15 protein-coding genes are annotated in these 24223 nt (G+C 62.9%); 5 read left to right on the top strand and 10 right to left on the bottom strand.

Annotation, left to right across the window (positions count from 1 at the left end):
* Positions 1 to 24: 24 nt before the first annotated feature.
* Positions 25 to 954 (bottom strand): DUF2272 domain-containing protein, encoded by a 930-nt coding sequence (locus GE027_RS09625; protein ID WP_153556977.1) that lies wholly within the window; start codon positions 952 to 954, stop codon positions 25 to 27.
* 1100 nt (positions 955 to 2054) lie between these two features.
* Between GE027_RS09625 and GE027_RS09620 the strand changes: the two genes are divergently transcribed.
* From GE027_RS09620 to GE027_RS09610, 3 genes are all read left to right on the top strand, one after another.
* On the top strand, positions 2055 to 3143 hold the full coding sequence (locus GE027_RS09620) for a DUF1611 domain-containing protein (protein ID WP_153556976.1): 1089 nt from the start codon (positions 2055 to 2057) through the stop codon (positions 3141 to 3143).
* Positions 3140 to 4201 carry a dipeptide epimerase gene (locus tag GE027_RS09615; protein WP_153556975.1) on the top strand — a complete coding sequence of 354 codons (1062 nt, stop codon included), beginning with the start codon at positions 3140 to 3142 and terminating at the stop codon, positions 4199 to 4201. The genes GE027_RS09620 and GE027_RS09615 overlap by 4 nt, the downstream gene beginning before the upstream one ends.
* Positions 4202 to 4410: 209 nt before the next feature.
* Positions 4411 to 6279 carry a Na+/H+ antiporter NhaC family protein gene (locus GE027_RS09610; RefSeq protein ID WP_202617375.1) on the top strand — a complete coding sequence of 623 codons (1869 nt, stop codon included), beginning with the start codon at positions 4411 to 4413 and terminating at the stop codon, positions 6277 to 6279.
* Between the two features lie 9 nt (positions 6280 to 6288).
* On the opposite strand, the gene GE027_RS09605 is transcribed toward GE027_RS09610, so the two are convergent.
* From GE027_RS09605 to GE027_RS09585, 5 genes are all read right to left on the bottom strand, one after another.
* Entirely contained in the window at positions 6289 to 7296 is a 1008-nt protein-coding gene (locus GE027_RS09605; RefSeq protein ID WP_153556974.1) for a hypothetical protein, read from the bottom strand.
* A 631-nt stretch (positions 7297 to 7927) separates the two neighbouring features.
* Complete coding sequence (locus GE027_RS09600) at positions 7928 to 8587, bottom strand: carbohydrate-binding domain-containing protein (RefSeq protein WP_153556973.1); 660 nt, start codon at positions 8585 to 8587, stop codon at positions 7928 to 7930.
* A complete protein-coding gene (locus GE027_RS09595) occupies positions 8587 to 9720 on the bottom strand; it encodes an acyltransferase family protein (RefSeq protein WP_153556972.1) in 1134 nt (377 codons plus the stop codon). Before GE027_RS09595 ends, GE027_RS09600 begins: the two co-directional genes overlap by 1 nt.
* Positions 9717 to 11174 (bottom strand): sulfatase family protein, encoded by a 1458-nt coding sequence (locus GE027_RS09590; protein ID WP_153556971.1) that lies wholly within the window; start codon positions 11172 to 11174, stop codon positions 9717 to 9719. The genes GE027_RS09595 and GE027_RS09590 overlap by 4 nt, the downstream gene beginning before the upstream one ends.
* Positions 11175 to 11229: 55 nt before the next feature.
* Positions 11230 to 12750 carry a sulfatase gene (locus tag GE027_RS09585; RefSeq protein WP_162006654.1) on the bottom strand — a complete coding sequence of 507 codons (1521 nt, stop codon included), beginning with the start codon at positions 12748 to 12750 and terminating at the stop codon, positions 11230 to 11232.
* 390 nt (positions 12751 to 13140) lie between these two features.
* Between GE027_RS09585 and GE027_RS09580 the strand changes: the two genes are divergently transcribed.
* Positions 13141 to 16008, top strand: a complete 2868-nt coding sequence (locus GE027_RS09580; RefSeq protein WP_162006653.1) for a DUF1553 domain-containing protein — start codon at positions 13141 to 13143, stop codon at positions 16006 to 16008.
* A gap of 21 nt (positions 16009 to 16029) precedes the next feature.
* A complete protein-coding gene (locus tag GE027_RS09575) occupies positions 16030 to 17475 on the top strand; it encodes a DUF1501 domain-containing protein (RefSeq protein ID WP_153556968.1) in 1446 nt (481 codons plus the stop codon).
* 68 nt (positions 17476 to 17543) lie between these two features.
* On the opposite strand, the gene GE027_RS09570 is transcribed toward GE027_RS09575, so the two are convergent.
* Genes GE027_RS09570 through GE027_RS09555 form a run of 4 tightly spaced genes read right to left on the bottom strand, consistent with a single transcriptional unit; the run spans position 17544 to position 24203 of the window.
* Complete coding sequence (locus tag GE027_RS09570) at positions 17544 to 18965, bottom strand: DUF1501 domain-containing protein (RefSeq protein WP_153556967.1); 1422 nt, start codon at positions 18963 to 18965, stop codon at positions 17544 to 17546.
* Positions 18966 to 18980: 15 nt separating this feature from the next.
* The gene (locus GE027_RS09565) at positions 18981 to 21860 is read right to left on the bottom strand and encodes a PSD1 and planctomycete cytochrome C domain-containing protein (protein WP_153556966.1); all 2880 of its coding nucleotides are present in this window, start codon (positions 21858 to 21860) and stop codon (positions 18981 to 18983) included.
* Positions 21853 to 23550 (bottom strand): LamG-like jellyroll fold domain-containing protein, encoded by a 1698-nt coding sequence (locus tag GE027_RS09560; RefSeq protein WP_162006652.1) that lies wholly within the window; start codon positions 23548 to 23550, stop codon positions 21853 to 21855. The genes GE027_RS09565 and GE027_RS09560 overlap by 8 nt, the downstream gene beginning before the upstream one ends.
* Positions 23547 to 24203 (bottom strand): sigma-70 family RNA polymerase sigma factor, encoded by a 657-nt coding sequence (locus tag GE027_RS09555; RefSeq protein ID WP_237607426.1) that lies wholly within the window; start codon positions 24201 to 24203, stop codon positions 23547 to 23549. The genes GE027_RS09560 and GE027_RS09555 overlap by 4 nt, the downstream gene beginning before the upstream one ends.
* Positions 24204 to 24223: the final 20 nt, after the last annotated feature.

Genomic DNA, 24223 nt, shown 5'->3' with positions numbered 1-24223 from the left:
GGAAGATCCGCAGCGGGATGGGCGTCAATGGCGTTTGATGACGGCGAAGTAGCGGTCGGCTTTGAGTGTACCGTCGGCGTTGAGTTCGGCTATGGTTGCTCGCACGCTGTTGCTGACGTTGCCGCCGATCGCAATAACCTGATCGTCCTCCACGGCGACGACGATGTCGCCGTGCGTCTTGTACACGTTGCCGTCGTCGACGTTGGCGTAGGTGACATTGTCGCCGGCTCGCTCGTTGACGATGATGTCGCCCACGGCGGGGACGGCGGTCGCGGCATCGTAGGCTTTGAAGGGATTCGACGAGCCGCGGACTCGGTTCCGCTTGGCCGCCGCGGTGTAAACGTAATGCGAGTCGGAGTACGCGAAGTCGTTGCCGCCGCCAGCTCGCTTGACGATCCAGGAAACGCAAGCCGCACTCCACGGCCACTTGCGCTGGAATTCACGGTCCCGAAACCGCTCGATCGGAAAATGCTGGTCGGTCGCGTCCCAGTAGGCTTGCAGCCGTGTGGCCACGCGCGGCGAGGTCTCCGTCCGCTGGCCATTCTTCCAAAATTTCTGCTCGCCCAATGCGACTCGCGTGACTCGGTGGGCGAAGGGCTGGGCCTCGACGACCTCGTTCAGCTTGGCCAGCGTCCGCCCCCGTGGGTCGACTCGCGAGTCGGCGGTGCCGAAGTGCTTTTGCTGGAACGCGGCGATGGCGGCCATCGTCGCGGGACCGTTTTCGCCATCGGGCACGAGCAGTTCCCGCGGTCCGCCCTGCTCGGCCGGGACCTGATTGAGCAGAACCTGGACGGTCAAGACGTCCGCTTCGGCGTTCGTGCCCTCTCGGCCGACCGAGTCGTCGAGCGATTGTGCGGCCGGCAGGGGAGCGTTACAGCAGCCGGCGAAGATGCCGAGAGCGACGGCGAGCGACCGGACAAGATCACGAGCGTTGAAAAGTTTGGTTCTGGTCATAGGGGATTTTTGGGCTGCGGTGAGAGGCGGGCCACGGGGGGCGAGGACGGTTTTTGAGTTTACTTCGGGGGTGGGCCGTACGGAAGCTCGCGACCTGTGTGGGGGAGGTAGCTGGAAAACGCCAGAGTTGGGACGCGCCCCTGTCTCGGCTGAGGACAGCCGAGCTACTGTGGGACGATCGCAGACGATCGCTAGTTGCGAAGCAACGACCGTCGAAAGCCTGGGATGCGAATCCCAGGTCGGCGACTCCCGACGTGTTTTTGGGGCCTCCTACCTCGGATTGGCATCCGAGGCTATCAACTGCCATCGCTTCGCGATTGAGCGGCGGTGCGCCTCGGCATCCGCGCCGTCGAGAACGGGAGGGCCGTTCCCGGCCGTGGCTCGCTCTCGTCTCGGCTGAGGACAGCCGAGCTACTGTGGGACGATCGCTAGTTGCGAAGCAACGACCGTCGAAAGCCTGGGATGCGAATCCCAGGTCGGCGACACCCCACCCCAGTGAAAGTCGCGGAGCGACGGCATGTGGCTTGAGCGACCTGTCGTCGCTCCGCGACTCCCGATGTGTTTTGGGGCCTCCTACCTCGGATTGGCATCCGAGGCTATCAACTGCCATCGCTTCGCGATTGAGCGGCGGTGCGCCTCGGCATCCGCGCCGTCGAGAACGGGATGGCCGTTCCCGGCCGTGGCTCGCTCTCGTCTCGGCTGAGGACAGCCGAGCTACTGATGGACGATCGCAGACGATCGCTAGTTGCGAAGCAACGACCGTCGATAGCCTGGGATGCGAATCCCAGGTCGGCGACACCCCACCCCAGTGAAAGTCGCGGAGCGACGGCATGTGGCTTGAGCGACCTGTCGTCGCTCCGCGACTCCCGATGTGTTTTTGGAGCCTCCTACCTCGGATTGGCATCCGAGGCTATCAACTGCCATCGCTTCGCGATTGAGCGGCGGGGTAAGGTCTGACGACCAGAGCTACTTTCGCGGAGCGAAAGGCGACACTGGGCAAAGTCTGGCGACTTTGGCTACCGGCGTTAGAATGGCGACGTTCTTTCGGGGCGACGCGGGTTGCGTTCGCTGGTACAACGACTGATAAGGCGACGACCTCTATGAACCCTGCTGCAGCAGCCGGTTTCCAAACCCAAAGCATCGAGAGTTTGAGCTCGTATCGGCGGATCGCTCTGCTGACCGAGGGCTACTCGACGCCGTTCTACGCGAAGACGGCGATCAGTATGCTGCGGTACCGACGCGAGGACGTCGTGGCGGTGGTCGACGCCGGCGAACAGGGCAAGCGTGCGGCAGAATTGTTTGGCGTGGGCGACGATGTTCCCGTCGTCGGCTCGCTGAAGAACGTCAACGCCGATGCGTTGTTCCTGGGCACTTCGGTGGCCGGCGGTAAACTGCCCGGCGAGTGGCGAGCGATCATCATCAAAGCGATCGAGCGCGGCCTGGATGTGGTTTCGGGAAACCACCAGTTTTTGATCGATGATGCCGAGTTCCGCGAGGCCGCGCAGGCGTCGGGCAGTCGCCTGATCGATGTGCGCCGCAACACCGAGAATGCGACGTCGACCGGCAAACCGTTTCGCGACGGTTGTTGCCGAATCCACACCGTGGGACAGGACTGCAGCCTCGGAAAGATGGTTGTCAGCCTGGAGCTGCAAAGGGAGTTGGCTCGCCGCGATTTGGATGCGGCTTTCGTGGCCACGGGGCAAACCGGAATCATGATTTCCGGCGATGGCGTTCCGGTCGACTGCGTCGTTTCGGATTTCGTCAACGGCTCGGTCGAAGCCCTCATCCGCCGCCACGATCACCACGACTTTCTTCTGATCGAAGGCCAGGGCAGTCTCGCCCATCCGAGTTTTTCGGCCGTCACCCTAGGACTGCTCCACGGTTGCTCGCCCGACGCCCTGATCTACTGCTACGAAGTAGGACGGAAGAATGTAAAGGGGCTGGACCACGTGCCGTTGGTCGATCACCGCACGATGATCAACGCCTACGAATCCCTCTCGGCGTTGCGGCACCCGGCTCGCGTGATTGGAATCGCCATGAACAGCCGCAATGTGTCGGCGGACGAAGCAGCGGCCGAACGGGAGCGAATGCGGGCGGAGTTCGGGTTGCCCGTGTGCGATGTTTATGTGGACGGTCCGGCCGTGCTGGCCGATGCGGTGCAGCGGTTCCAGCAGGAGCGACACCGATGAAACTGCTTACCCACTGCGTCGAGCTGCCGCTGGAGCATCCTTTTACGATCGCGCGCGGCACCCGGCACGTTCAGCGTTCCCTGATCGTCGAACTCCAGCACGACGGCCTTTGCGGCTACGGCGAAGCGACCGAGCACGCCTACTACGGCGTCCGTGTCGAAGAGATGGTGAAACGCATCGACCGCTGTCGAGCGACGGTGGAAGCTTTCGACGGGCGGAACGTGGAAACGCTTTGGGACTGCCTGCGGCCGCAGCTCGAGGGCGAAATGTTCCTGCTCGCCGCGATCGACTGCGCCGCGCACGATCTGGCGGGAAAATTGGCCGGACGCCCGAGCTTTGAAACGCTCGGCCTCGCCTGGGAGAACATCCCCGCCTCCAGCTTCACGATCGGCATCGACGAGATCGAGCGGATGGTCGAAAAGATGGAGCAGCGCAGCGAGTGGCCGATCTACAAAATCAAACTGGGGACGGATCGAGACATCGAGATCGTGCGGCGACTGCGCGAACACACCGCGGCGACGCTGCGCGTGGATGCGAATTGCGGCTGGTCGGCCGAGGAAACGATCGAGAACTCGGCGGCGCTGCGGGAGATGGGCGTGGAGTTGATCGAACAACCGCTGCCCGCCGACGCGCCCGACGAAGATCACCGCCGCGTCTTCACCGCATCCGCGTTGCCGATCATCGCGGATGAAAGCTGTCTGGTTTCCGCGGACGTCGGCGCCTGCGAGGGGCTATTCCATGGCATCAACGTCAAACTGAGCAAGTGCGGCGGGATCACGCCGGGATATCGAATGCTGAAAGCGGCTCGCCAATTGGGCCTTAAGACGATGGTCGGCTGTATGGTCGAGAGCACGGTCGGTATCTCTGCGGCGGCCCAGCTGAGCCCGCTGTTGGACTACGTCGATCTCGACGGTGCCGAACTGCTCTCCGGTGACGTGGCTCGCGGCGTGAAAGTGGAGAATGGACGGATTCGATTGGCGGAGCGGGCAGGCAACGGGGTGGAGTTGATTGCGGAGAAGGTTGCCCAGTATGGTCTACCGCGTCCGTCCGATCAGTAACCGGGGGCTAGCGCCCAAACGGCTCAGTAAGTAACCGAGGGCTAGCGCCCAAACGGCTCAATAGGTAACCGAGGGCTAGCGCCCAAACGGCTCAGTAAGTAACCGAGGGCTAGCGCCCAAACGGCTCAGTAAGTAACCGAGGGCTAGCGCCCAAACGGCTCAGTAAGTAACCGAGGGCTAGCGCCCAAACGGCTCAATAGGTAACGCAGGTGACTATCGAATCCGACGATCCCAATTCCGCCGGCAAGCCCGAACGAGCGCCGATTTCTGCGATTGAAGAATCCGGAACCGGCACGGCCGACCAGCCGGATGTCGGCCCCGAGACCACTTCACGACTTCGGCCCACGCGGCGGATTGCGGGGATCGTTGTCGTGCTCGGGTTGCTCGGCGGTCTGTTCGTGTTTGCCAAGGTCGAACCCACGTGGCAGGAACAAAAGACGACGTACGACGTGTACGAAAACGACAGCGGCACGTTGGTTTACAAATTCAAAGGCGACGAGACGCCGCTTGGCGAAGTCGTCCCCTATGGTCAATCGCCGCTGCGGCAGGAAGCTCTCGACGAACTGGTCGGACGCCCGCCCACCGAACCGCAGTGGGTGGTGGAAACGTTCCAGGATGAAGGCGGAACCTCCCAGCGCTATGCCCAGTTGGAAGCGAAATTCCATTTCGGATATTGGTCGCTGTTGCCGGCCGTGATCGCCATCGGGCTGTGTCTGCTGACCAAAGAACCGCTTACGGCTTTGCTGAGTGCCGTCGTCGTCGGCGCGTTCATGCTGGGGCAGTTCGACATCACCGACGCGGTGCTGCTGCCGAGTCTGGCCAGCAAGAGTGCCGCCACGATCCTGCTGCTGTATCTGTGGTTGCTGGGCGGATTGATGGGAATCTGGTCGCGTACGGGAGCGGCGCAGGCCTTTGCCGAATTCATGACAACTCACTTTGTCCGCGGGCCACGATCGGCGAAGTTGGTCGCTTGGCTGATGGGAGTCATCTTCTTTCAGGGCGGTACGGTCAGTGTCGTCCTGGTTGGGACGATCGTGAAACCGGTGGCCGATAAAGAAAGGATCAGCCACGAAGAGCTTTCCTACATCGTCGATTCCACGGCTTCGCCGATCGCCTCGGTGCTCGCGTTCAATGCGTGGCCGGTGTACGTCCAGGCGTTGATCTTTGTGCCCGGAGTCAGTTTTCTGGCGACCGAAGCGGACCGGATCGCGTTCTTCTTCCGCAGTGTACCGCTGAGCTTCTACGGGATTCTCGCCGTTCTCAGTACGTTGCTGCTGAGTCTTGGTTTCAACCGGTTTGCGGGGCGGGGACTTCGCAGGGCCCGCAACCGCGCCCGCTCGACCGGCCAATTGGACGCTCCCGGCGCGGCTCCCATCAGTGCCGAGGAGTTGCAGGTCGCTCGGGTGCCGAAACACTACACGCCGCATGTGCTGGAATTCTTCGTACCGCTGGGGCTGCTGATCGGAACTGCGATTGGAACGTTCGTCCTGTTGGGCACCCCGAAAGTCAACTGGGCCTTCGGCGGCGCTCTGCTGGTCTCGGTTCTCGTCGCGCTGCTCCGCGGCATGCGGCTGGGGGACGTGATCGAAGGCATCGGCGATGGACTGAAAGGAGTCGTGGTGGCGTCGGTGATTCTGATGTTGGCCGTGACGATAGGCAGCCTCAGCCGCGAGGTCGGGGCGGGGATCTATCTGGTGGATCTATTGGGCGAACGCATCCCCTACGTCGCGCTTCCCGTAGCCCTGCAGCTGATCACGATGGTGATCGCATTTTCGGCCGGGACGAGCTGGGGCACCTACGCGATTGCCTTTCCGTTGGCGATGCCGCTGGCCTGGGAAGTGGCCCAGACCAATGGTGTCGCCAATCCGGAACTGTTTCTGTCGATCTGTTTTGCAACCGTCCTGAACGGCAGCGTCTACGGCGATCAGTGCTCACCGATTTCCGACACCACGATCCTGAGTGCGATGACGACGGGTTGCGATCTGATGGACCACGTTAAGACTCAAATCGTTCCTGCCAGTGGAGCGGCGATTCTGGCCGGCATCCTGTGGACCGCAGCCGTGGTGTTCTTCGTGTAGGCGACAAGCTCAATCCTGCTCTGCCGCTTGGCAGCGGCGGAGCAGCGCCGCGACGGCGGGATGCGAGCGGCCGTAGGAAACGATACGAACGTCCAAGCCGCTGTGGCGGAAGCGGCCGTAGGCTCGCTCGATGGCCCCGGTGATCCAAGCATCATCGTTGCCGAAGACGCCGCCGCCGAGCAGGGTGAGGAAGACGGTGTTGTTGCCCGTTTGCGAAGCGTTGAGCGCGGCGGCGGCGAGGGTCGCTTCGTAAGCCGCGTCGAGCACCAGGCGGGCGAAGTCCGTCCACTGCGCCCGGGGTTGCCGGCCGTAAGCGACCGGCAGCGCCGAGCAGTAAGCCTGGCTGACCCGGTGCGCGGCGCCATCGAGCGTCACGGCGGCCTGCCACTGCAGACCGATCCGCAGCGTGCCCCGCAGCCGATCGAGCTGGTCCGCGGACATCTGCTGCAGCTTTGCCGAGATCTCGCTCAGCCCCTCGTCGGTGGGAAACAGGTAGCCGTTTTGCATTCGCCACAGCCGCATGTCGACGTTGCCGAGCTGCCTGCCGAGGTCCGCGGCGCAGTCGATCTGCCGCTGGTTAGTTTGTCCGATCTGACCATCGACGTCGGCAAAATAATTGCGATAGATCGTTCCGGCGCCGCAAGCGATCGCGCAGGCCGGGCCCTGGGTGTGATCGTGCTCGTAGACGCCGACGCCTCGCTCGGGCGTGACGCTGGGGCCGGCCATTTCCAGCAGGTTGAACTGCGAAGCGACTTGAAACAGGGCATCCGCATTGGCCGGATCGGCGTGCAGCTCGCGCACATCGCCGACCAGCTCAGCGAGGCTGGACGCACGCGATTCCCGCGAAAGGTTCGCGACGGCTTGCCGCAGCTCTGCAAGTTGTGGTGTTTCCAGTCGCCCGTAGGCCACCCGGTTGCCGTTGGCGCAGACCAGCGAGTCGCCATCGATCGTCAGCTCGCGGCGCACCTGTTCGGGGGACTGTTCGTCGATGCCAGTAAGCGTTTGGAACCAGGTCATGCGAGAGGCCGAGGGGTTTGCGCTTGTGTGGGAGATGGACGTGGGTGGCAGTCAACCATGGTAGCGGTTGGTTGAGTTGCGAGTTGTGAGATTTGAGATTTGCTGGCTCCGGCGGAATCTATTTAGGGCTCGGAGCGGTAGACGACCATGTTTTCTCCCCTCTCCCCCGCTGCGCCGCGAGCGTCAGCGAGTGAAGCAGTGGCGGGAGAGGGGCCGGGGGTGAGGGGGCTCGGGTGCAACGGAATGACTCGTGGCGTACGATCCCCAGGGCCGTGCACCGCATTCAAATACGGCAATCGTGCTGCTGCTCTGCTGGTCCCCCTCACCCCCGACCCCTCTCCCCCGAAGCCTGACTCGCTTAGGCTCGCCAGGCTTCGGGGGAGAGGGGAGTAAACGATTTTTTTCATCCATCGATTCGCCGGAGTCAGAAGATTTGAGATCTCGTGACTCCGGCGGATTCTATGGTTGGCGTGCGAAGCTCACCATACACAGAATCCTATCCTCGCGTCGATTTGTCATGGTTCGGCGGAACGACTCGTTTCCGGGTGTTGAGCGGAAAGAGCAGCATGCGAGACGTGTGTGGGAGCGCTGTTGGTTGCGGAGGCCTCTGCCGAGGCTCGGACGAGTTTGGCTATCGGGAGGCGGGGGCCTCGAGCGGCATTAGTTTGATGTAGTCCAGGTCGATCCAATGGTTGGACGGCGTCGCGGCCGGTTGGACGCGCAGGTGATAGGTGCGGCCGGCGTCCAGGTCGACGCGGCCCACCGGCAGGCTCGCCCATTGGTCTCGACCGCCTGTGGACTCGAGCGACTTCTGCAAGCTCACCTCTCCGATGTCGACGCGGATCGTGCTGCCGGCCACGTCGTCTCCGCCGGCATAACGCACGCGAACCTTGTACTCACCCGACCGATCCGGGGTGAATTGCCACTGGACACTCGCCTCGGCAGCGGTCCAGCCACCGACTTTGCGTTCCTGTCGTTCGGCCAAGACTTTGCGGCCGTGGGTGTACGAGAAATCAGCGGTTTGAGCTTCGAGCTCGGTCGGGAACCGTTTCAGGTCGCCGGTAATCGTGGCTCGATAGGGTCGCAGCGTCAGCACGCCCGCGGCATCGGGCACGATCGGCGCTGCCGCACGCGACTCCGCTCGCCAGCGGGCGATCAGACTCAAACCGCCTGCGATCGCCAGAACCACCAACGCGGCGACAACGACTTCGCTGACGCCGCGGACTATTCTCGAACCGCTTGAGAGCGACTGCGGTGGATCGGTTGTCTTCGGCGCCGGTTGCAAACCCATCAGACTCTCAGGAAAACGTTCTTGCGATACAGAAAATACAGCAGCGTCCACTCGACGATCAGCACACCGGCAGCCAGGACCAGCGGAGCCAGGTCCGCTCCCGCCCAGCGAGCGAAGCCTCCGAAAAAGAAGTCCGCCGTGTACGCGAAGTCGAAATAATGCACGCCGGCATAGATCGTGATCGCGTTCATCCCAATCGGCAGGAACAACCACCCCAGCCACCGCTGTTGCCACACGTCGATCACCAAATAGAACAACGCCAGCAGCAACAGGCTGTAACCGGCCGACAGCACGATGTACGAACTGCTCCACAACGGTTTGACGATCGGCAGTACCTGATCCCAGGCGTATCCCAGCGGCACGAGCACGGCGCCGGCAACAAACAAGATCCCGACGTTGCGATAGGTGGCGACCGGCGAATTTCGCAGCAGGTGTCCGGTGCCTGCACCGATCAATGCCATCGCCGCGGCGGGAAACACGCGGATCGTGCCCTCGGGATCGAAGATGCTCATGTGCAGTTTGCCGGGGATCAGATTCCGATCCAAGAAGCCCGTGAAATTGCCGGTCGGCGTGAGCACGCCCGCGCCGTACCCCGGGACGGGAAGCCAAACCAACGCCGCCCAGTACCCCAGCAACATCCCCACCGCCCACAGGCACTGGCTGCGCACGGGCCGATGAATGACCACCACGCCAGCGATGAAGTAGCCGACGCCGATCAGTCCCAGCACGTTGTAGGGTTTGATCTCCTCGGGCTCGAACCGCAAGGCCGTGAAGGACAATCCGATCAGGACCAGCAACACCATCCGGCGGATCAGCCGCCGGTACGCCGGCCACCGCCCTTCGCCTCGCTGCAGTTTGCTGGTGATCGCGTAGGGCATCGTGACCCCCGCCATAAACATGAACAGCGGAAAGATCAAATCCCAAGCCGTAAAACCCTGCCAGGGCGTGTGACGAGTCTGTTCACGCACCAGCGCAAGAAAGGACGTGGACCCGGTCCAAGCGGCAAACGCAATCAACAACGGCTTTCCGCCGATGATCCAGAACATATCGAAACCGCGGAGCGCATCGAGCGATATTAATCGCTGGCGGGCGACTGTCTGTTCGGACGTCGACCGGGGCTGCGGCAAACTCACTTCTTCGTCGCCCCGCGCCCATAGTAGGGATACCGGTCGAAGCTCGGATCTGCCACGTTTTCGCTGCGCGGGTCGTCGGTCTCACGCATCCAGCGATCCAGTCTCTTCGACAGTTCGTCGATCACCGGAGCGTACTGGGGATCTCCGGCCACGTTGTGAACTTGATCCGGATCCGACTCCTGCACGTACAGCTCCTCGGCCGGTCGTTTGGCGAACCCCAGTTCGAAGAAGCGACGCATCTCGGGTTCCTCGCGATGCGACAGAATCAGTTCCTTGAACGGCGTGTTGTCCACGTCGCCGAACGGTCCCACGGCGTGGTGCAGCTGTGGATCACCGGCGGGCCACAGATCGGGAGCGAGGTTGCGGACGTACAAATAATCTTTGGTGCGCACGGCCCGGACCGGATAGGAGCGGTCGCCGGCCCGTACGTTGGCATGCCGTTCTCGCTCCAGAAAAACCGCGTCCCGCCAGTCGACATCCTGGATGTTCGAGGAGGTGATCAGGGGCAGGATGCTGCGGCCGGTCATCGATTCCGGAACCGGCAGCCCCGCCGCCGAAAGAAACGTCGGAGCGAAATCTTCAAAGCTGATGAACTGGTCGCGGGTTTGTCCGCCCGGAACCCGGCTCGGCCAATGGACGACCATCGGTACGTGGGTGCCGGCATCGTAAACATTCGCCAACCCGCGTGGTGTCTGCCAGCCATTGTCGCCGACCATCACGACGAGCGTATTTTCCAGCCGACCGGTTTCGCGCAGCCGCTCGAGAACCTGATTCGATTCGTGATCAAATCGTTGGACTTCGGCGTAGTAGTCCACGATCGTCTCGCGGACGACCGGATGGTCGGGCAGGTACGCCGGCACATGCACCTCGTCCGCATTCAGGTTGTCGCGATAGTCGTCGCCACGGGTCCAGGGTTGGTGTGGGTCGTGCGAGCCGAACCAGAAGCAGAAAGGTTGGTCGTCGGGCACCTGATCGATAAATTCATCGAAGGACTTGTACGGCGGGCCCGCCGGATTGCGACGTTTGTGGTGTTCGCCATGATATTTCCCCGGTCCCCAGCCCTTGCCGGTGTGTCCAGTGACGTAGCCGGCCGTTTGCAGGATCGCCGGATAGGTCGCGAGGTCTTCGGGAAAGCGGCCCCAGAGGTTGGCGGCGTCCTCGAGCCGGTGCGAGGCTTGTCCGGTCAGCAGTACCGCTCGGGCGGGCGAACACGTTGGCACCTGACAAAAGGCGTGGGTGAACAGAACGCCTTCGCGAGCCAGCCGATCAAAGGTGGGCGTCTCGACCGACTGGTCACCATAGATACTGGCGTGCGGCCACGCCCAGTTGTCGGCCAACAGCAACAGGATGTTCGGCCGCGAGGCGGTTTCATCGGCCGCCGTCAAGGGACGCGGAAGCAGGCAAGTGGCGGCCAGCAACAGCAGGGGGATTGCGATACGTGTTCTCAGTGGCATGAAGCTTCTCTTCTGTCGAGCGGTTCAGGTTTCCGTTTTGTTGACAGCGACCGCTTTATCGGTCGGTTTGTTGAATTGCTTGTGGCGGTACGGCACGGCGGAAAGACTGCAGGATATCTCGCCGGCGTGGCTCGCCCGCTAGATTGTTCCATTCGTGCGGATCTTGCGAAAGGTCGTACAATTCTTCGCTGCCGTCGGCGTAGCGGATGTAACGCCAGGAATCGCTGCGGAGCGTCACGTTGCCCGGATCAAAGACCGTGACCACGTTGCGGTCGGTCGTCCGGGAAGGCTCGCGCAGCAGCGGCACCAGCGAATGGCCATCGAGTCCTTGCGGCGGGTCGACGCCGCACAGCTGGGCCAACGTCGGATACAGATCCACCAGGCTGACCGGGCGATCACAGCGGGCACCGCCGGCGAATTCGCTGGCCTGCCGCCGCGGCGGCACCACGATCAACGGCACGCGCGTCGAACGTTCCCAACCGGTCCACTTGCCCCAGTGCTGTTTTTCGCCCAGGTGCCAACCGTGATCGGACCAGAGCACGATCACCGTGTTGTCGCCAAACCGGCCCGCGTCCAGGGCGTCGAGCAGACGCCCGACCTGATGGTCCACGAACGTCGTGCAGGCCAGATACGCTTTGACGGCTTCTTGCCATTGGCCGTGTTGGACGACCGTCGAGTGCCGGCCCGCGGTGATCGGTTCGAGCGCCCAACGCCGCGCGGTGTCGCTCAGATCCGCCAGGTCGTTTTTCGCAATCGGCGGCAGCTGGACCTCGACGCCGTCGAAGCGTTCGAAGTAGGGCGCAGGAGCATACAACGGAATGTGCGGCCGGTAGTAACCGACGCCCAGGAAGAACGGCTTGCCATCGAAGCCGGCTTCGAGCTGTTCGATCGCCCAGTCGGTGATTTTTGTGTCGCCCATTTCCGCATCGGAGACATCCAGTGGCCCCCAGTCGAACGATTCGCCGGTGGGGGTTTGCGGGTTACGGTCCGACGGCATCCCGTTCAGGGGCAAAACGACCGGTTCGCGACCGTCGATGCGCACGACGTGGCGGGGGCTGTCGGTGCCTTTGGAAGGAAGTTCGGCCGGTGTGTAACGAACCTGCTGGCGCGTGAAAGGGCTCCAGCGCTGTTCGGTGTTGAAATGCCGGTCGAACATCCTTCGATTCGCGTTGCCGCTGGAGTGCATCAGTTTGCCGGTTCCCAGCGTGGCGTACCCGGCGTCGCCAAAGGCGCGGGGAAGGACCTGTATGTCGGGATGTTGTTGAAACAGTTTCCGGCTGTCGTTGGACCAGACGCCGGTTTTCCAGGGCATCTGGCCACTGAACACGATCGCTCGCGACGGATTGCACGCCGGCGACGCGCAGTGCGCATTGGTGAACAGGATGCCACGCCGGGCCAGCCGGTCCATGTTCGGAGTGTGCGCCTGCGGATGCCCATCAAGACAACCGATCCAATCGTTCAGATCGTCGACGGCCACGAACAGGACGTTGGGCCGATCGGCCGCCGCAGCCGGCGCACGGACCAACAACACGGCTAGAGCAACATAGAGCAGGACGCGCATCGTTCTGGGTCTCATCGATTGTGCTCGCAACGGGTAATAAGCACGTCGCAACATTTCATTCGGCTTTACTCTCCCTCTGGGAGAGTCGGGCTCTTAGGCCCGGAGAGGGTTTTCGTAGGGCCCTCCCCGGGCCTAAGAGCCCGACCTCCCGCTGCGCGGGAGGGTGTTGTCGCGGGGTTTCACCGAAAGATTCATGCCGACGTGCTTAGTTTCTGCGAATCATTGACAGCTACCGGCTTAGGATACACGGTTTTGCTTAAAGTACACGGCCTTGCGGGTTGCCGTTTGGGGTGCCCCACTTGTGATCGGGGGCCGTGCCCGGAGGCTGCTCGGGTTTTCTTCTGAAAAAAGGATGAAGGGCGATACGGGCACCGCTATAGTAGGGGCATGTGCTCGATCCCGCCGTTGTCCCACCTTCGATCGTCGGCCTTGTTAACGCTGCTGCCGGCGATGCTATTGTCCCTGGTTGCTGCTTCGTCGTCTGCGGCGGAGGTGCCCGGGCTGGAGTTGTTTGAAAAGCGGATTCGGCCCGCCCTGCTGGAGCACTGTCAGCGCTGTCATGGCGCGGACAAACAACAGGGCGGCCTCCGGTTGGACTCCCGCGAGGGCTGGATGCGCGGCGGCGATTCCGGGCCGGTCATCGTGCCCGGCAAGCCGCAGGAAAGCCTCTTGATGCACGCCCTGCACTACGAGGACCTGGCCCTGGAGATGCCGCCCAAGGGCAAGCTGCCCGCGGCGATCCTCGAAGCGTTCGAAAGCTGGATCCTGGCCGGCGCGCCGGACCCGCGTGAACACCACGGCGAGGCCGAATCGGATGCGCCGCCGACGGTCGAACAGGGACGCGAATTCTGGGCGTTTCAACCGGTGGACGAACCCACGCAGCCGCCGGTGCAGAACACGACCTGGCCCGCCACCGAGATCGACCGGTATGTGTTGGCGAAGTGGGAATCCGCCCAGATCCCGCCACCGGCCGAGGCCACCGACGAGCAATTGGTGCGGCGGTTGTACTTTGATCTCACCGGCCTGCCGCCCACGCCCGAACAAATTAGGCAGTACCGCCGCGATCCTTCGCCGGCGGCCTATGCCCGCTTGGTCGATCGGCTGCTGAACTCGCCGCGGTTCGGCCAGCGCTGGGGCCGACATTGGTTGAGTGTGGTGCGGTATGCGGAATCCAGCGGCGGCGGCCGTACGTTGCTGTTCCCCGATGCCTGGCGCTACCGCGACTATGTCATCGATAGCTTCAACAACGATGTACCCTACGATCAATTCCTGCGAGAGCAGATTGCCGGGGATCTACTGCCCCACGAGGATTGGCAACAGCGACGCCGGCAATTGACCGCGACCGCCTTTTTGTTGCTGGGGCCGACCAATTACGAATTGCAAGACAAGGATGTCCTGGAGATGGACATCGTCGACGAGCAACTGGACACGCTGGGCAAGAGCGTGCTGGGCATGACGATCGGCTGCGCCCGCTGCCACGATCACAAGTTCGACCCGATCCCCACGGCGGACTATTACGCCCTGGCCGGAATTTTTAAAAGCACTCGAGCGGTCATCCACAGCAACGTCTCCACCTGGAACACCGCCCCGTTGCCCGTGGATCCCGCCCAGCAGGCCGCCGACGATGCCGCCCGCGAAAAATTAGATCGGCTCCGCAAGGAACTCGCTTCGGCCGAGCAGCAATTGGTCGAGGTCGGCGGGCAAGTGAAGAAGCCCGGCGGGGCTTCGATCGATCCGAAAACCCTGGCCGGCATCGTGGTGGATGACGACCAAGCGGAGAAAGTAGGAGAGTGGAAGGAGTCAACTCATACGCGCGGTTACGTCGGCCGTCACTACGTGCACGATCAGGGCGAACAGCGGGGCCGCCGCCGGGTGATCTATCGTCCCGAGTTGCCCGCCGGCGGAACCTACGAAGTGCGGATCAGCTACACCGCGGGCAGCAACCGATCGACGCGCGCGGCCGTGCAGGTGCATCATCGCAGCGGTCAAGCGACGGTGGCGGTCAACCAACGCAAAGTTCCCGATACCGAGCACGGCCTGCTGAGCCTCGGAACCTTTGTGTTCGCGGCCGACCCCGCGGCCGATAATCGCGTCGTGATCTCCAACGACGGCCCGCAGGACGGTGTGGTGATCGCCGATGCGGTTGTGTTTGTGCCGGTCGAAGACGTGGCGAAAACGCCTGCCAGCGATGCAGCACAGGCTCGCCAACAACGCCGCAAAACGCTGGCGGCACAGATCAAACGATTAAACGACCAGATCAAGAAACTGGAAAAGCGTTTGGCCGCGCGTCCGAAGGTGATGGCGACCACCGACGAAGCGGAACCGGCCGATATCCCGATCGCCATCCGGGGCGTGGTGCATCAGCCGGGACCGATGGTGCCGCGAGGGGGCCTGCAGGTCGTTTCGCAGGATCCGTTCCCGGCGATACCTGCGCGGCAGAGCGGCCGGTTGCAGTTGGCCCAGTGGTTGACTGACGCCGACAACCCGTTGACGTCCCGCGTGATGGCGAACCGGATTTGGCAGTGGACGATGGGGCGAGGGCTGGTCCGCACGGTGGACAATTTCGGCAGCATGGGCCAGCGGCCCACGCATCCCGAGCTGCTGGATTATCTGGCCGATCGATTTGTCGACGGTGGCTGGGCGATCAAACCCCTGGTCCGCGAGATCGTGCTCTCGCGCGTCTATCGCTTGAGCACTGAAGCAACCCCGGCGGCCCGACAGGCGGATCCGAACAACGATCTGTTTTCCCGTCTGCCGCGTAAGCGACTGCACGCCGAACAGATCCGCGATGCCTTGCTGGCCATCGGTGGCAACCTGGACGACACGCTGGAGGGATCGACCATCCGCAAAGGGACGCGGTCGGAGTACGGGTACCAGTTCACCAGCACTCGCCGCAGTGTTTACGTGCCGGTGTTCCGCAACCGCTTGCCGGAGATCTTCGAGGTCTTTGATTTCCCGGACCCCAATCTGCAAAGCGGTTCGCGCAGCACCAGCACGATCGCCTCGCAGGCGCTGTTGTTGATGAACCATCCGTTGGTGATGGATCAAGCGGCCGCAGCGGCCCGGCGGTTGCTCGAGCGCCCGCCGGAGGAGCTGTCGACGCGCATCGATTACGTCTACCGCCAGGTGATCGGCCGCACGCCCAATCCGAGCGAGCGTCAGGTGTTGCAGCGGTTTGTGAGCGAGCATCCCGACGGTCCGGCGGCGCCGTCCACGTGGGCCGACGTTTACCAGACACTGTTTCAAAGCATCGACTTTCGCCACCTGTTTTAGTTTCACGACGAGGTACCTGCTGTGTTGCCATCGCTCTCCGGTCGACGCGACGCCCTGAAAACGCTGGGATGTGGTTTTGGGTACTTGGCGGCTGCGGCTTTGGCCAGCCGAACGAATCCGGCGCAAGCGGCGGCGGGCGGCGTGCAGAGCGTCAATCCCTTGGCGGCCCAGCCACCGCACTTCACACCGCGGGCCAAGCGGGTGATCTTTCTGTTCATGCAAGGCGGGCCCAGCCAGGTCGACACGTTCGATTACAAACCCGCTCTGGCTCAGTACGATGGCGACATGCGCCGCTTTGACGACGCCCGCGTGTTGGCCAAGACCAAAGAAATTAAATCGCACCGCGTGTTTCGCTCGCCTTGGAAATTCAAACGCTACGGCGACTGTGGGCAACCGGTGTCGGAATTGTTTCCCCACATCGCCCAGCACGTCGACGACCTGTGTTTTTTGAAAGGCATGCATACCGACGGCGTGGCGCACGGTCCGTCGACGTTGTTCCTGCACACCGGATCGATCAACTTGATCCGGCCTTCGGTGGGATCTTGGGTGTTGTACGGACTGGGCAGCGAGAACGAGAACCTGCCCGGCTTTGTGACGCTGCAGCCATCGATGGGCAACGGTGGCCCGCGCAACTACGGCAATGCGTTCCTGCCGACCCGTTACCAGGGCACCGCCGTTGGCCGTGCCGGGGTGCCCGCCGAACAGGCTCGGATCCGTAACTTGAGCAATCCGAGGTTTTCCGCGGACCAACAGCGGCGCCAGTTCGAACTGCTGCGCAGCGTGAACGCGGCCCAGTTGGCCCAGCATGGGCAAGACCAAGCGATGGAAGCCGTGATTCAGTCCTACGAGCTGGCTTGGCGAATGCAGGAGCATGCCCCCGGCCGGTTTGACATCTCCGACGAACCCGAGCACGTTCGCCGGATGTACGGGATCGACGAAAAGGGCACGGATGATTTCGGCCGCCAGTGCTTGATCGCGCGCCGCTTGGCCGAGGCCGGGGTGCGCTACATTCAGGTCAATTACGGCGACAACACGAACAACCCCCGGTGGGACCAACACTCCAATTTGCCGCAGCATGCGACACACGCCTTCAACACCGACAAACCGGTGGCGGGATTGCTGCAGGACTTGAAGCAGCGTGGATTACTGGACGACACGCTGGTGTGGTGGGGCGGCGAATTCGGACGCACGCCCTACGCCCAGGCCAACGGCACCGGACGCGATCACAACCCCTACGGATTCACATCCTTTCTGGCCGGCGGCGGTGTGAAGGCCGGCTTCAGTTACGGCGAGACGGACGAGTTCGGGCATCATGCGATTTCGGGCAAGGTGCACATGCACGATTGGCACGCGACGCTGCTGCATCTGTTGGGGCTGGATCACGAACGGTTGACCTACATGCACAACGGTCGCCCGTTCCGCTTGACCGACGTGCATGGGGAGGTGGTCCGCGAGATTTTGGCGTAGGTAAGGCCACAGAGTAGCTCGGCTGTCCCAGCCGAGTTTCTATCACAGGCTGGAAGCCTATGCCACTGTTAGGCGATCAGCTCTTGGATCACTTGGCCGCCGAATTGGCTGAGTTGTTTGTAGCGGCCGGCGTGGAAGTAGGTCAGTTTGTTGTCGTCCAGCCCCAGCAGGTGCAGCAGCGTCACGTGCAGGTCGCGAATCGGATGCACGCACTCCACTGCCGACGAGCCCAGTTCGTCGGTTCCGCCGACGATCGCACCGGGTTTGACGCCGCCACCGGCCATCAACATCGTCATCGCTTGATTGTTGTGACCGCGGCCCAGTGAGTAGACGCCGCCGCGTTTGTTGTTGTCGGGCGTCCGTCCGAACTCGCCGGTCCAGATCACCAGCGTGTCTTCCAGCATGCCGCGTTGCTTTAAGTCGCGAATCAGCGCCGCCATCGGCTTGTCGACGCTCTTGATCCGCGAGGTATGTCCTCGCTCGAGATAATCGTGACTGTCCCAGCCACCGCTGAAGATCTGCACGAAACGCACCCCGGATTCGACCATTCGCCGGGCCATCAAACATTGCCGGCCGAAGGTGGCCGTTTCGCTCTGGTCCAGGCCATACATTTCCTGGGTCTGTTGGCTCTCCTTGCTCAGATCGATCAGGTCGGGCACTTCGGTTTGCATGCGATACGCCAGTTCGTAACTTTCCATCCGAGCCATCAACCGTTGGTCTTCGGCGCCCAATGATTCCAGGTGGGACCGGTTCAGGCGAGCCAATTCGTCCAGGGCTCGCCGCTGATGCTGGCGCGTCTTGAAAGACGGCGACGCCAGGTCCAGCAGCGGCGATCCTTCGGGACGCAGGCGAGTGCCTTGATAGTGCGGCGGCAAGAAGCCATTGGACCAATTGCCGGCGCCGCCTTGCGGCAGAGCCAGTTCGGTCATCACGACGTAGCCGGGCAGGTTCTGGTTTTCGCTGCCCAGGCCATACGTCGTCCAAGCCCCGAGTGCCGGATCGCCTCCCAATCGGCTGCCCGTGTTCATATGAAACAACGCCTCGGGATGGTTCAGCGATTCCGCTTGGCAGCCGCGGTAGTTGCACAGTTCGTCGGCGACGTAGGGATCGGCCAGATGCACCCACTGGTCGCACATTTCGATACCGGACTGTCCGACCTTGCGAAAGCCGAACGGGCTGCCGACAAAGAACTTAAAACCGGTTTCCTGGCCGGCGGTCAGCTTGGATTCCTGTTTGTGCAGCCGCGTTAGTTCGGGCTTGGGGTCGAACGTGTCCATGTGGCCGGGGCCGCCTTCCATGAACAACATGATCACGTTCTTGGCCCGAGCCGGAAACATCGGCGGTTTCGAGGCCAGCGGGCCCTGAGACGTTGCTTCTCCTGACGGCCCGGCACCGCTTGATGCTTCGGCCGCAAGCAAATCCGTCAGCGCGACCGAGCCCAGGGTTGCCCCGAGTCCGTACAGAAAACCGCGGCGTGTTGCGTCCATCATTTGATTCGACTCCGACTAGGGCACGTACAAGAATTCGTTGGTGTTCAGCAGCAGCAGACACATGTCCGCCAGAGCACGCGTCTCGGCCGATACCTCGGCCGGTTTGGTATCCGCAACGTAGTCCTCGAACACCGGCAGGATCTCCGTGTACTCGAACGTGTCGCCGGAAAACTCCTCGACCAAAGAACGCGTGATCACGGCCGGGTACTCGACCGGTTCGGGGACGTGTTGCCGGTGGTAGGAGACCATGTCGCGGACATACGTCTTCATGTCACGAAGCTGTGTGGGCGATGCGTCTCGCGAGAACACCAGCTGGAACGCCCGCTGAATCTGCTGCTCCAGCGGTTCGGCTTCGCGCTGCAGCCGCAGGGCGAAGGCGATCGAACGGTCGGTGATCATGTCACTGTTCATCAGGGTAAATGCTTGCGGCGTCACCGCGGCCGATTCCCGCCGCTCGCAGGACTCGTTGGGATTGGGCTGGTTGAACAGTTGGGTGAACGGGTCCGCTTGTCCACGCACGTGGTAGGCGTAGATGGTGCGGCGGTTCCGCTGCTGGGGCGACCGCGAAGGTTGGTAGGCGGGAGCCAGCGAGAACTGGATCATGCGCGGCTGCAGCGCCACCTCCATGTTGATCTCTGGCATGATCGGCAGCCCGCCACGACTGGGTGTCAATTCGCCGGTGATTGCCAAGATGCCATCACGCAGCTCTTCGGCGGTCAGCCGGCGCGGCGGAAAGTAGGACAACAGCTCGTTGTTGGGGTCTTCCAATTGCAAGCGTTCTTGATCGGCTGGAACGGACGCTCGCTGGTAGGCGTCGCTGAGCATGATGTAGCGATGCAGCCGTTTCATCTTCCAGCCATGACGGACGAAGTCGTCGGCCAGGTAATCCAACAGTTCGGGATGCGTGGGCTTGGCACCTTTGGCGCCAAAGTTATTAGCGTTGGCCGCGAGGCCTTTGCCGAAGTGATACTGCCAGATGCGATTGACGATCGCCCGCGTGGTCAAAGGATTGTCGCGGTGGGCGATCCACTTGGCCAATTCCAGGCGGCGGCCGTCGACGTCTGGGGTCACCAGATACGGGTCTTCGGCACCGGGCGAAGCCGGCAGCGAGAGCGCGCTCAACACGCCCGGCTGGACGACGTCTCCGAGGGCCGTCAACGCTCCGCCGGTCAGGATGTGGTTAACCAGGGGCTGGGCTTTCTTGGGCGGCTTTTGGATGCGCAGTTTTCGCGCCCCGTTCCAAGCGATTCGGGCGGCTTTGGCGTTGTAAACGCTCTGCACCATCGGTTCGTAGCGTTCCAGGCGTCGTTGCCAGATCCACTCGTCCTGCTCGCGGACTTTTAATTGTCCCTGCTCGGGAATGGTCAGGCCGACGTGACGCGGCGGTTTCTGTTCGTCGGGAAGGCTCTTGCGCTGTTGTTCGTTCTTGTAGGGCAGGTCGTGTTTTTCGAACCACTCCCGAGCGGCGGCTTCGCGTTTTTCGACCAAGCGGTTCTTTTCGGCCTGGGCAAAGTCCAGCAAACGCCGCACGTGGGCCCGGCCCTGATCGAACCCTTCGCGGCTTTCGACTTCCAAAAATGGGGCCGGGCGTTCGGCCATGTGCGTCGTCGCAAAGGCGGCGTACATGCGGTAGTAGTCGCGGGTCGGGATCGGATCGAATTTGTGATCGTGGCATTTGCAGCACCGCATCGTGGTCGCCAAGAAGGTCTGACCGGTGATGTTCACGACGTCGTCCAAATAGATCTGGCGAGCTTCGTCGGCATCGATCATCGCGTTGTCCCAGGGGCCCAGTCGCAGGAAGCCGGTGGCGATCAACCATTCGGTTTCCTCGGGCGTGTAGTCCCCTTCCAGGCGGGCCCGTCGGACGGCCGCTTCGTCGCCCTGATGACGCTCTCGCACCGATGCGTCGGCCAGTTCGTCGCCGGCCAATTGCTCCACGACGAATTCGTTGTAGGGTTTGTCGTTATTGAACGCGCGGATCAGATAATCGCGGTAACGCCACAGATTGGAACGTTCGAAGTCGTTGGCCATTCCGCCGGTGTCGGCATACCGGGTCACGTCCATCCAGTGCCGCGCCCAGCGCTCGCCGTACCGAGGGCTTTCCAGCAGGCGGTCGATCAAATCCTGCCAGGCGCGGTCGGGGGTCTGTTGCCAAGCTTGCTCGAACGCGGCGACTTCCTCGGGCGTGGGCGGCAGGCCGTGCAGGTCGTAGGTGGCGCGGCGAATCAGCGCCGCAGCGTCGGCGCGCGGCGCAGCTTCGATACCGGCTTTGTCCAGCCGCCGCTGGAGCAGCGTATCGATGTGCTGCGACGGTGCGGCTTGCGGATCGAGGTCGCTGGGCGGCTGCACCGCTTGGAAGGCCCAGAGGTCTTCCGGCTGGTAGCGGCGGCTGGTCCATTCGGCCGATGTGCCGCCGCTGGTCGATGCGATCATTCCGTCTTCATTGACCAGCTCTTTCTCCGCTTCCTCGCGATACCGCTGCTGGGCTTTCGGGTCGGGCCAAGCCGCACCGCCGTCGATCCAGCGGCTGATCACGGCGATCTGCTGGTCGCTCAGGCGATCGTTTTCCTTGGGCGGCATCTCCCAGCTTTCCCAGCGAATCGCCTCGAGCAGCGTTCCTTCGTCGGCATGTCCAGGCACGACGGCCGCCTCGCCGGACTCGCCGCCGCGAAGCAGCTCCGCCCGGCTGAGCACGCTGAATTCTCCTTTGATGTCTTCGGCCGCGCCGCCGTGACAGCCTGCGCACTTGTCTTTCAACAACGGCAAGACCTTCAGGGTGAACAGTCGCTCGTTGGCCTCGTTGGCCTCTTTGGCCTCGTCAGCATGGCCGGTTGTGGCCCGGGCCAGCAGCAAGACGGCCAGCAACAGGACCGTTGACAAACGAAAACTACTCATGCGGATTACCTGCTTGATACCAGTTCAGAATCTGTTCGTCAGAGAGGGCGGCTGAGAACATGGCGAACTCGTCCATGCTGCCGTTCAAGTTCCGCACCACGAATTCCGGGTCGGTGCGGTACATCGGTTCGCTCCAGTTGCCGATCGATGCGGCGCCGATCCGAATGGTGTCGACCAGATGATCCGCCGGAATCGCTTCGCGGCTGACCGCTTTGCCGTCGACATAGTGCGTAACCCGCTGGGCATCGGTGTCGTAGACGACCGCCAGCATGATCCACTGCCCGCCGAGCGACGCATCCCAGATCGGGGGTGAGTAGAAGATGTGCTGGGCGGCCGCGCCGTCCTGGTTTCGCTGGCGAGCTTTGACCGAGAAGAACAAGCGTCCGTCGTTCATCATTTGCCAATGCGGCTCGAAACGTTCGTGGCCGTCGGTCAGGAACAAGGAGTTGTACCAGCGGTCGAGGCTGTTGATTTTGACCCAGGTGATCAAGGTTAGATTTTGGTACTGGCCGGGAACATCGACACGAACTCGGCTGCCGGTGCGGCTGAAATCCAAGGCCGCGTCGGGGCGTCCCCAGCGATCCGGCGTTCGCCGAGCCGCCACGATCGCTCCATCGCTGGCCAGCGTTTCGGTCCCGCCGCCGTCTTCGGCTTCGAGCCGCGCGATGTTGTCCCACCGCCGCGACCAACGATCCGCCGGATCGGTCCGGTAGTAAGCAATCGGATCCGATTGCGTGCGAAGCGACGCCATACGCTGCTGCCACCGCTGAACCCGCTCGACCAAGCGGCGGTCCAGACTCCTGTGAAACTCCTGAGGGCTGACGATCGATACCTCGCCGGAATCGGTCGACGCCTTGATGCCGGCGGCAGTCAAGCGCTGCGACTGGCCTCCGAGGACGCGTTGGGCCTCGCTGCCGCCGTGTCGCAGTTCCACCTCGCCGTCCAACACGTCTACGCGAGTGCCGGCGGCACCGACATCGATGGCGAACTCGGTACCTAGATCGATGACTTCGCCTTGGTCGGTCAGGACGCGAAACCCCTTGGCGGCATCCGGCACGTAAGCGCGAACGCGGCCTCGTGCCACGCGCACCTCCATCGGCGATTCGATGGAAAACTCCGCGCGACCTTCCACCACCATCTGCACGCCGCTGAACAATTCAATATGCGCCAGGCCCGAAATTAACTTCAGCGTACCGGCCGGCAGCAGCGAACCGCTCTCGACCGCCGGGCCGTCCCAGACGGCGTCCGATTGCCCGCCCAGCAGGGCAAACCCCTTGGCTTTGGATTCGGCCGGCAGCGCGGTGGCGGCCAGCGGCCCGGCAGGAAGCGACGCGCGATCGGCGTCCGAGGGAACGATCCGGGGCAGGATGACCAACAAGCTGGCGGCCAAAGTCAGCAGCGCCGCAGCCGTCAGCAGGTAGGCGGCGCGACGTGTCGGCAGGTCGGCTCGCCCCACCGCGGCTTCGGTCGTGGTCGCATCGCGTGACGCAGTGGCTTCGGCGTGGTTGGCGGCTTCGGCGTCGTCGGCGGCTTCGCGTTCCAACAACAACTGCAGCTTCAACCGGTCGTAGTACTCGGCGCGGACGTCCGAATCGACCAACAGCTCGGCTTCGATCCGCAAGAAATCGGCTTCGCTGATCTCGCCGTCAAGCAGCGAATCGATCAGCCGCGAACGTTCGGCAGGCGTCATTGCGGACCTCCTTCCACGCGCAGGCGTCGCTCGACACATTCGGCCAAGGAAGCCCGCAGGCGAAACAGCGTGACCTTTAACGAGGACACCGAGCGGCCAACGCGGCCGGCGTACTGTGAGAGGGGCTCGGCCGACGCATAGCGATGCATCAGCAGTTGGCGGCTCTCCGCCTTGAGGCTTTGCAAACATTGTTGCAGGGCTTGATGCCGCTGCATCAGATCGTCATCGGCGTGCTCGAGCTCTTCGGCGATCGTCTTTTCCAGCTCCTGGGAAAAGACCAAGCGCGCGTCGCGAGCCTGTTGCTTGCGATAGTTCAGCACTTCGAAGCGGGCGACGGCCAGGGCCCAGGCTTTGAAGTTGGTGCCCAGCTGGAACTCGGCCCGTTTCTCCCAGATCTTGGCGTTGGCCTGCTGGAGGACGTCGTGCGCGGCCGCATCGCCCGGCATCAGACTGCGGACATACAAGCCCAGCGGCAGTTGACACTCGGTCAGCAGGGCGATCAAAGCCGCTTCGCTGGGCGGCGAGGCCGGCGGAGCATTGCACGCCGCCGGCGGCGGGGCATCCCCGGCCGCTTTTGCCAGGGAGCCCGGTGGGCCGTCGAGATCGTTTCGCTTGGGGGCCGGTTCCATACCTATAAATGCCGCTGGAGGCATTTAGGTTAACAGACCCAGCG

Source organism: Roseimaritima sediminicola (assembly GCF_009618275.1).
Lineage (GTDB): Bacteria > Planctomycetota > Planctomycetia > Pirellulales > Pirellulaceae > Roseimaritima > Roseimaritima sediminicola.
Note: the sequence above shows the minus strand (reverse complement) of the source record. Positions and strands in the feature narration are given on the sequence as shown.

Coding starts and splice junctions, on each gene's coding strand:
- GE027_RS09560 (WP_162006652.1), bottom strand. CDS start 23,550: ATGACGCCTGCCGAACGTTCGCGGCTGATCGATTCGCTGCTTGACGGC.
- GE027_RS09565 (WP_153556966.1), bottom strand. CDS start 21,860: ATGAGTAGTTTTCGTTTGTCAACGGTCCTGTTGCTGGCCGTCTTGCTG.
- GE027_RS09620 (WP_153556976.1), top strand. CDS start 2,055: ATGAACCCTGCTGCAGCAGCCGGTTTCCAAACCCAAAGCATCGAGAGT.
- GE027_RS09570 (WP_153556967.1), bottom strand. CDS start 18,965: ATGATGGACGCAACACGCCGCGGTTTTCTGTACGGACTCGGGGCAACC.
- GE027_RS09555 (WP_237607426.1), bottom strand. CDS start 24,203: ATGCCTCCAGCGGCATTTATAGGTATGGAACCGGCCCCCAAGCGAAAC.
- GE027_RS09625 (WP_153556977.1), bottom strand. CDS start 954: ATGACCAGAACCAAACTTTTCAACGCTCGTGATCTTGTCCGGTCGCTC.
- GE027_RS09615 (WP_153556975.1), top strand. CDS start 3,140: ATGAAACTGCTTACCCACTGCGTCGAGCTGCCGCTGGAGCATCCTTTT.
- GE027_RS09600 (WP_153556973.1), bottom strand. CDS start 8,587: ATGGGTTTGCAACCGGCGCCGAAGACAACCGATCCACCGCAGTCGCTC.
- GE027_RS09585 (WP_162006654.1), bottom strand. CDS start 12,750: ATGAGACCCAGAACGATGCGCGTCCTGCTCTATGTTGCTCTAGCCGTG.
- GE027_RS09605 (WP_153556974.1), bottom strand. CDS start 7,296: ATGACCTGGTTCCAAACGCTTACTGGCATCGACGAACAGTCCCCCGAA.
- GE027_RS09590 (WP_153556971.1), bottom strand. CDS start 11,174: ATGCCACTGAGAACACGTATCGCAATCCCCCTGCTGTTGCTGGCCGCC.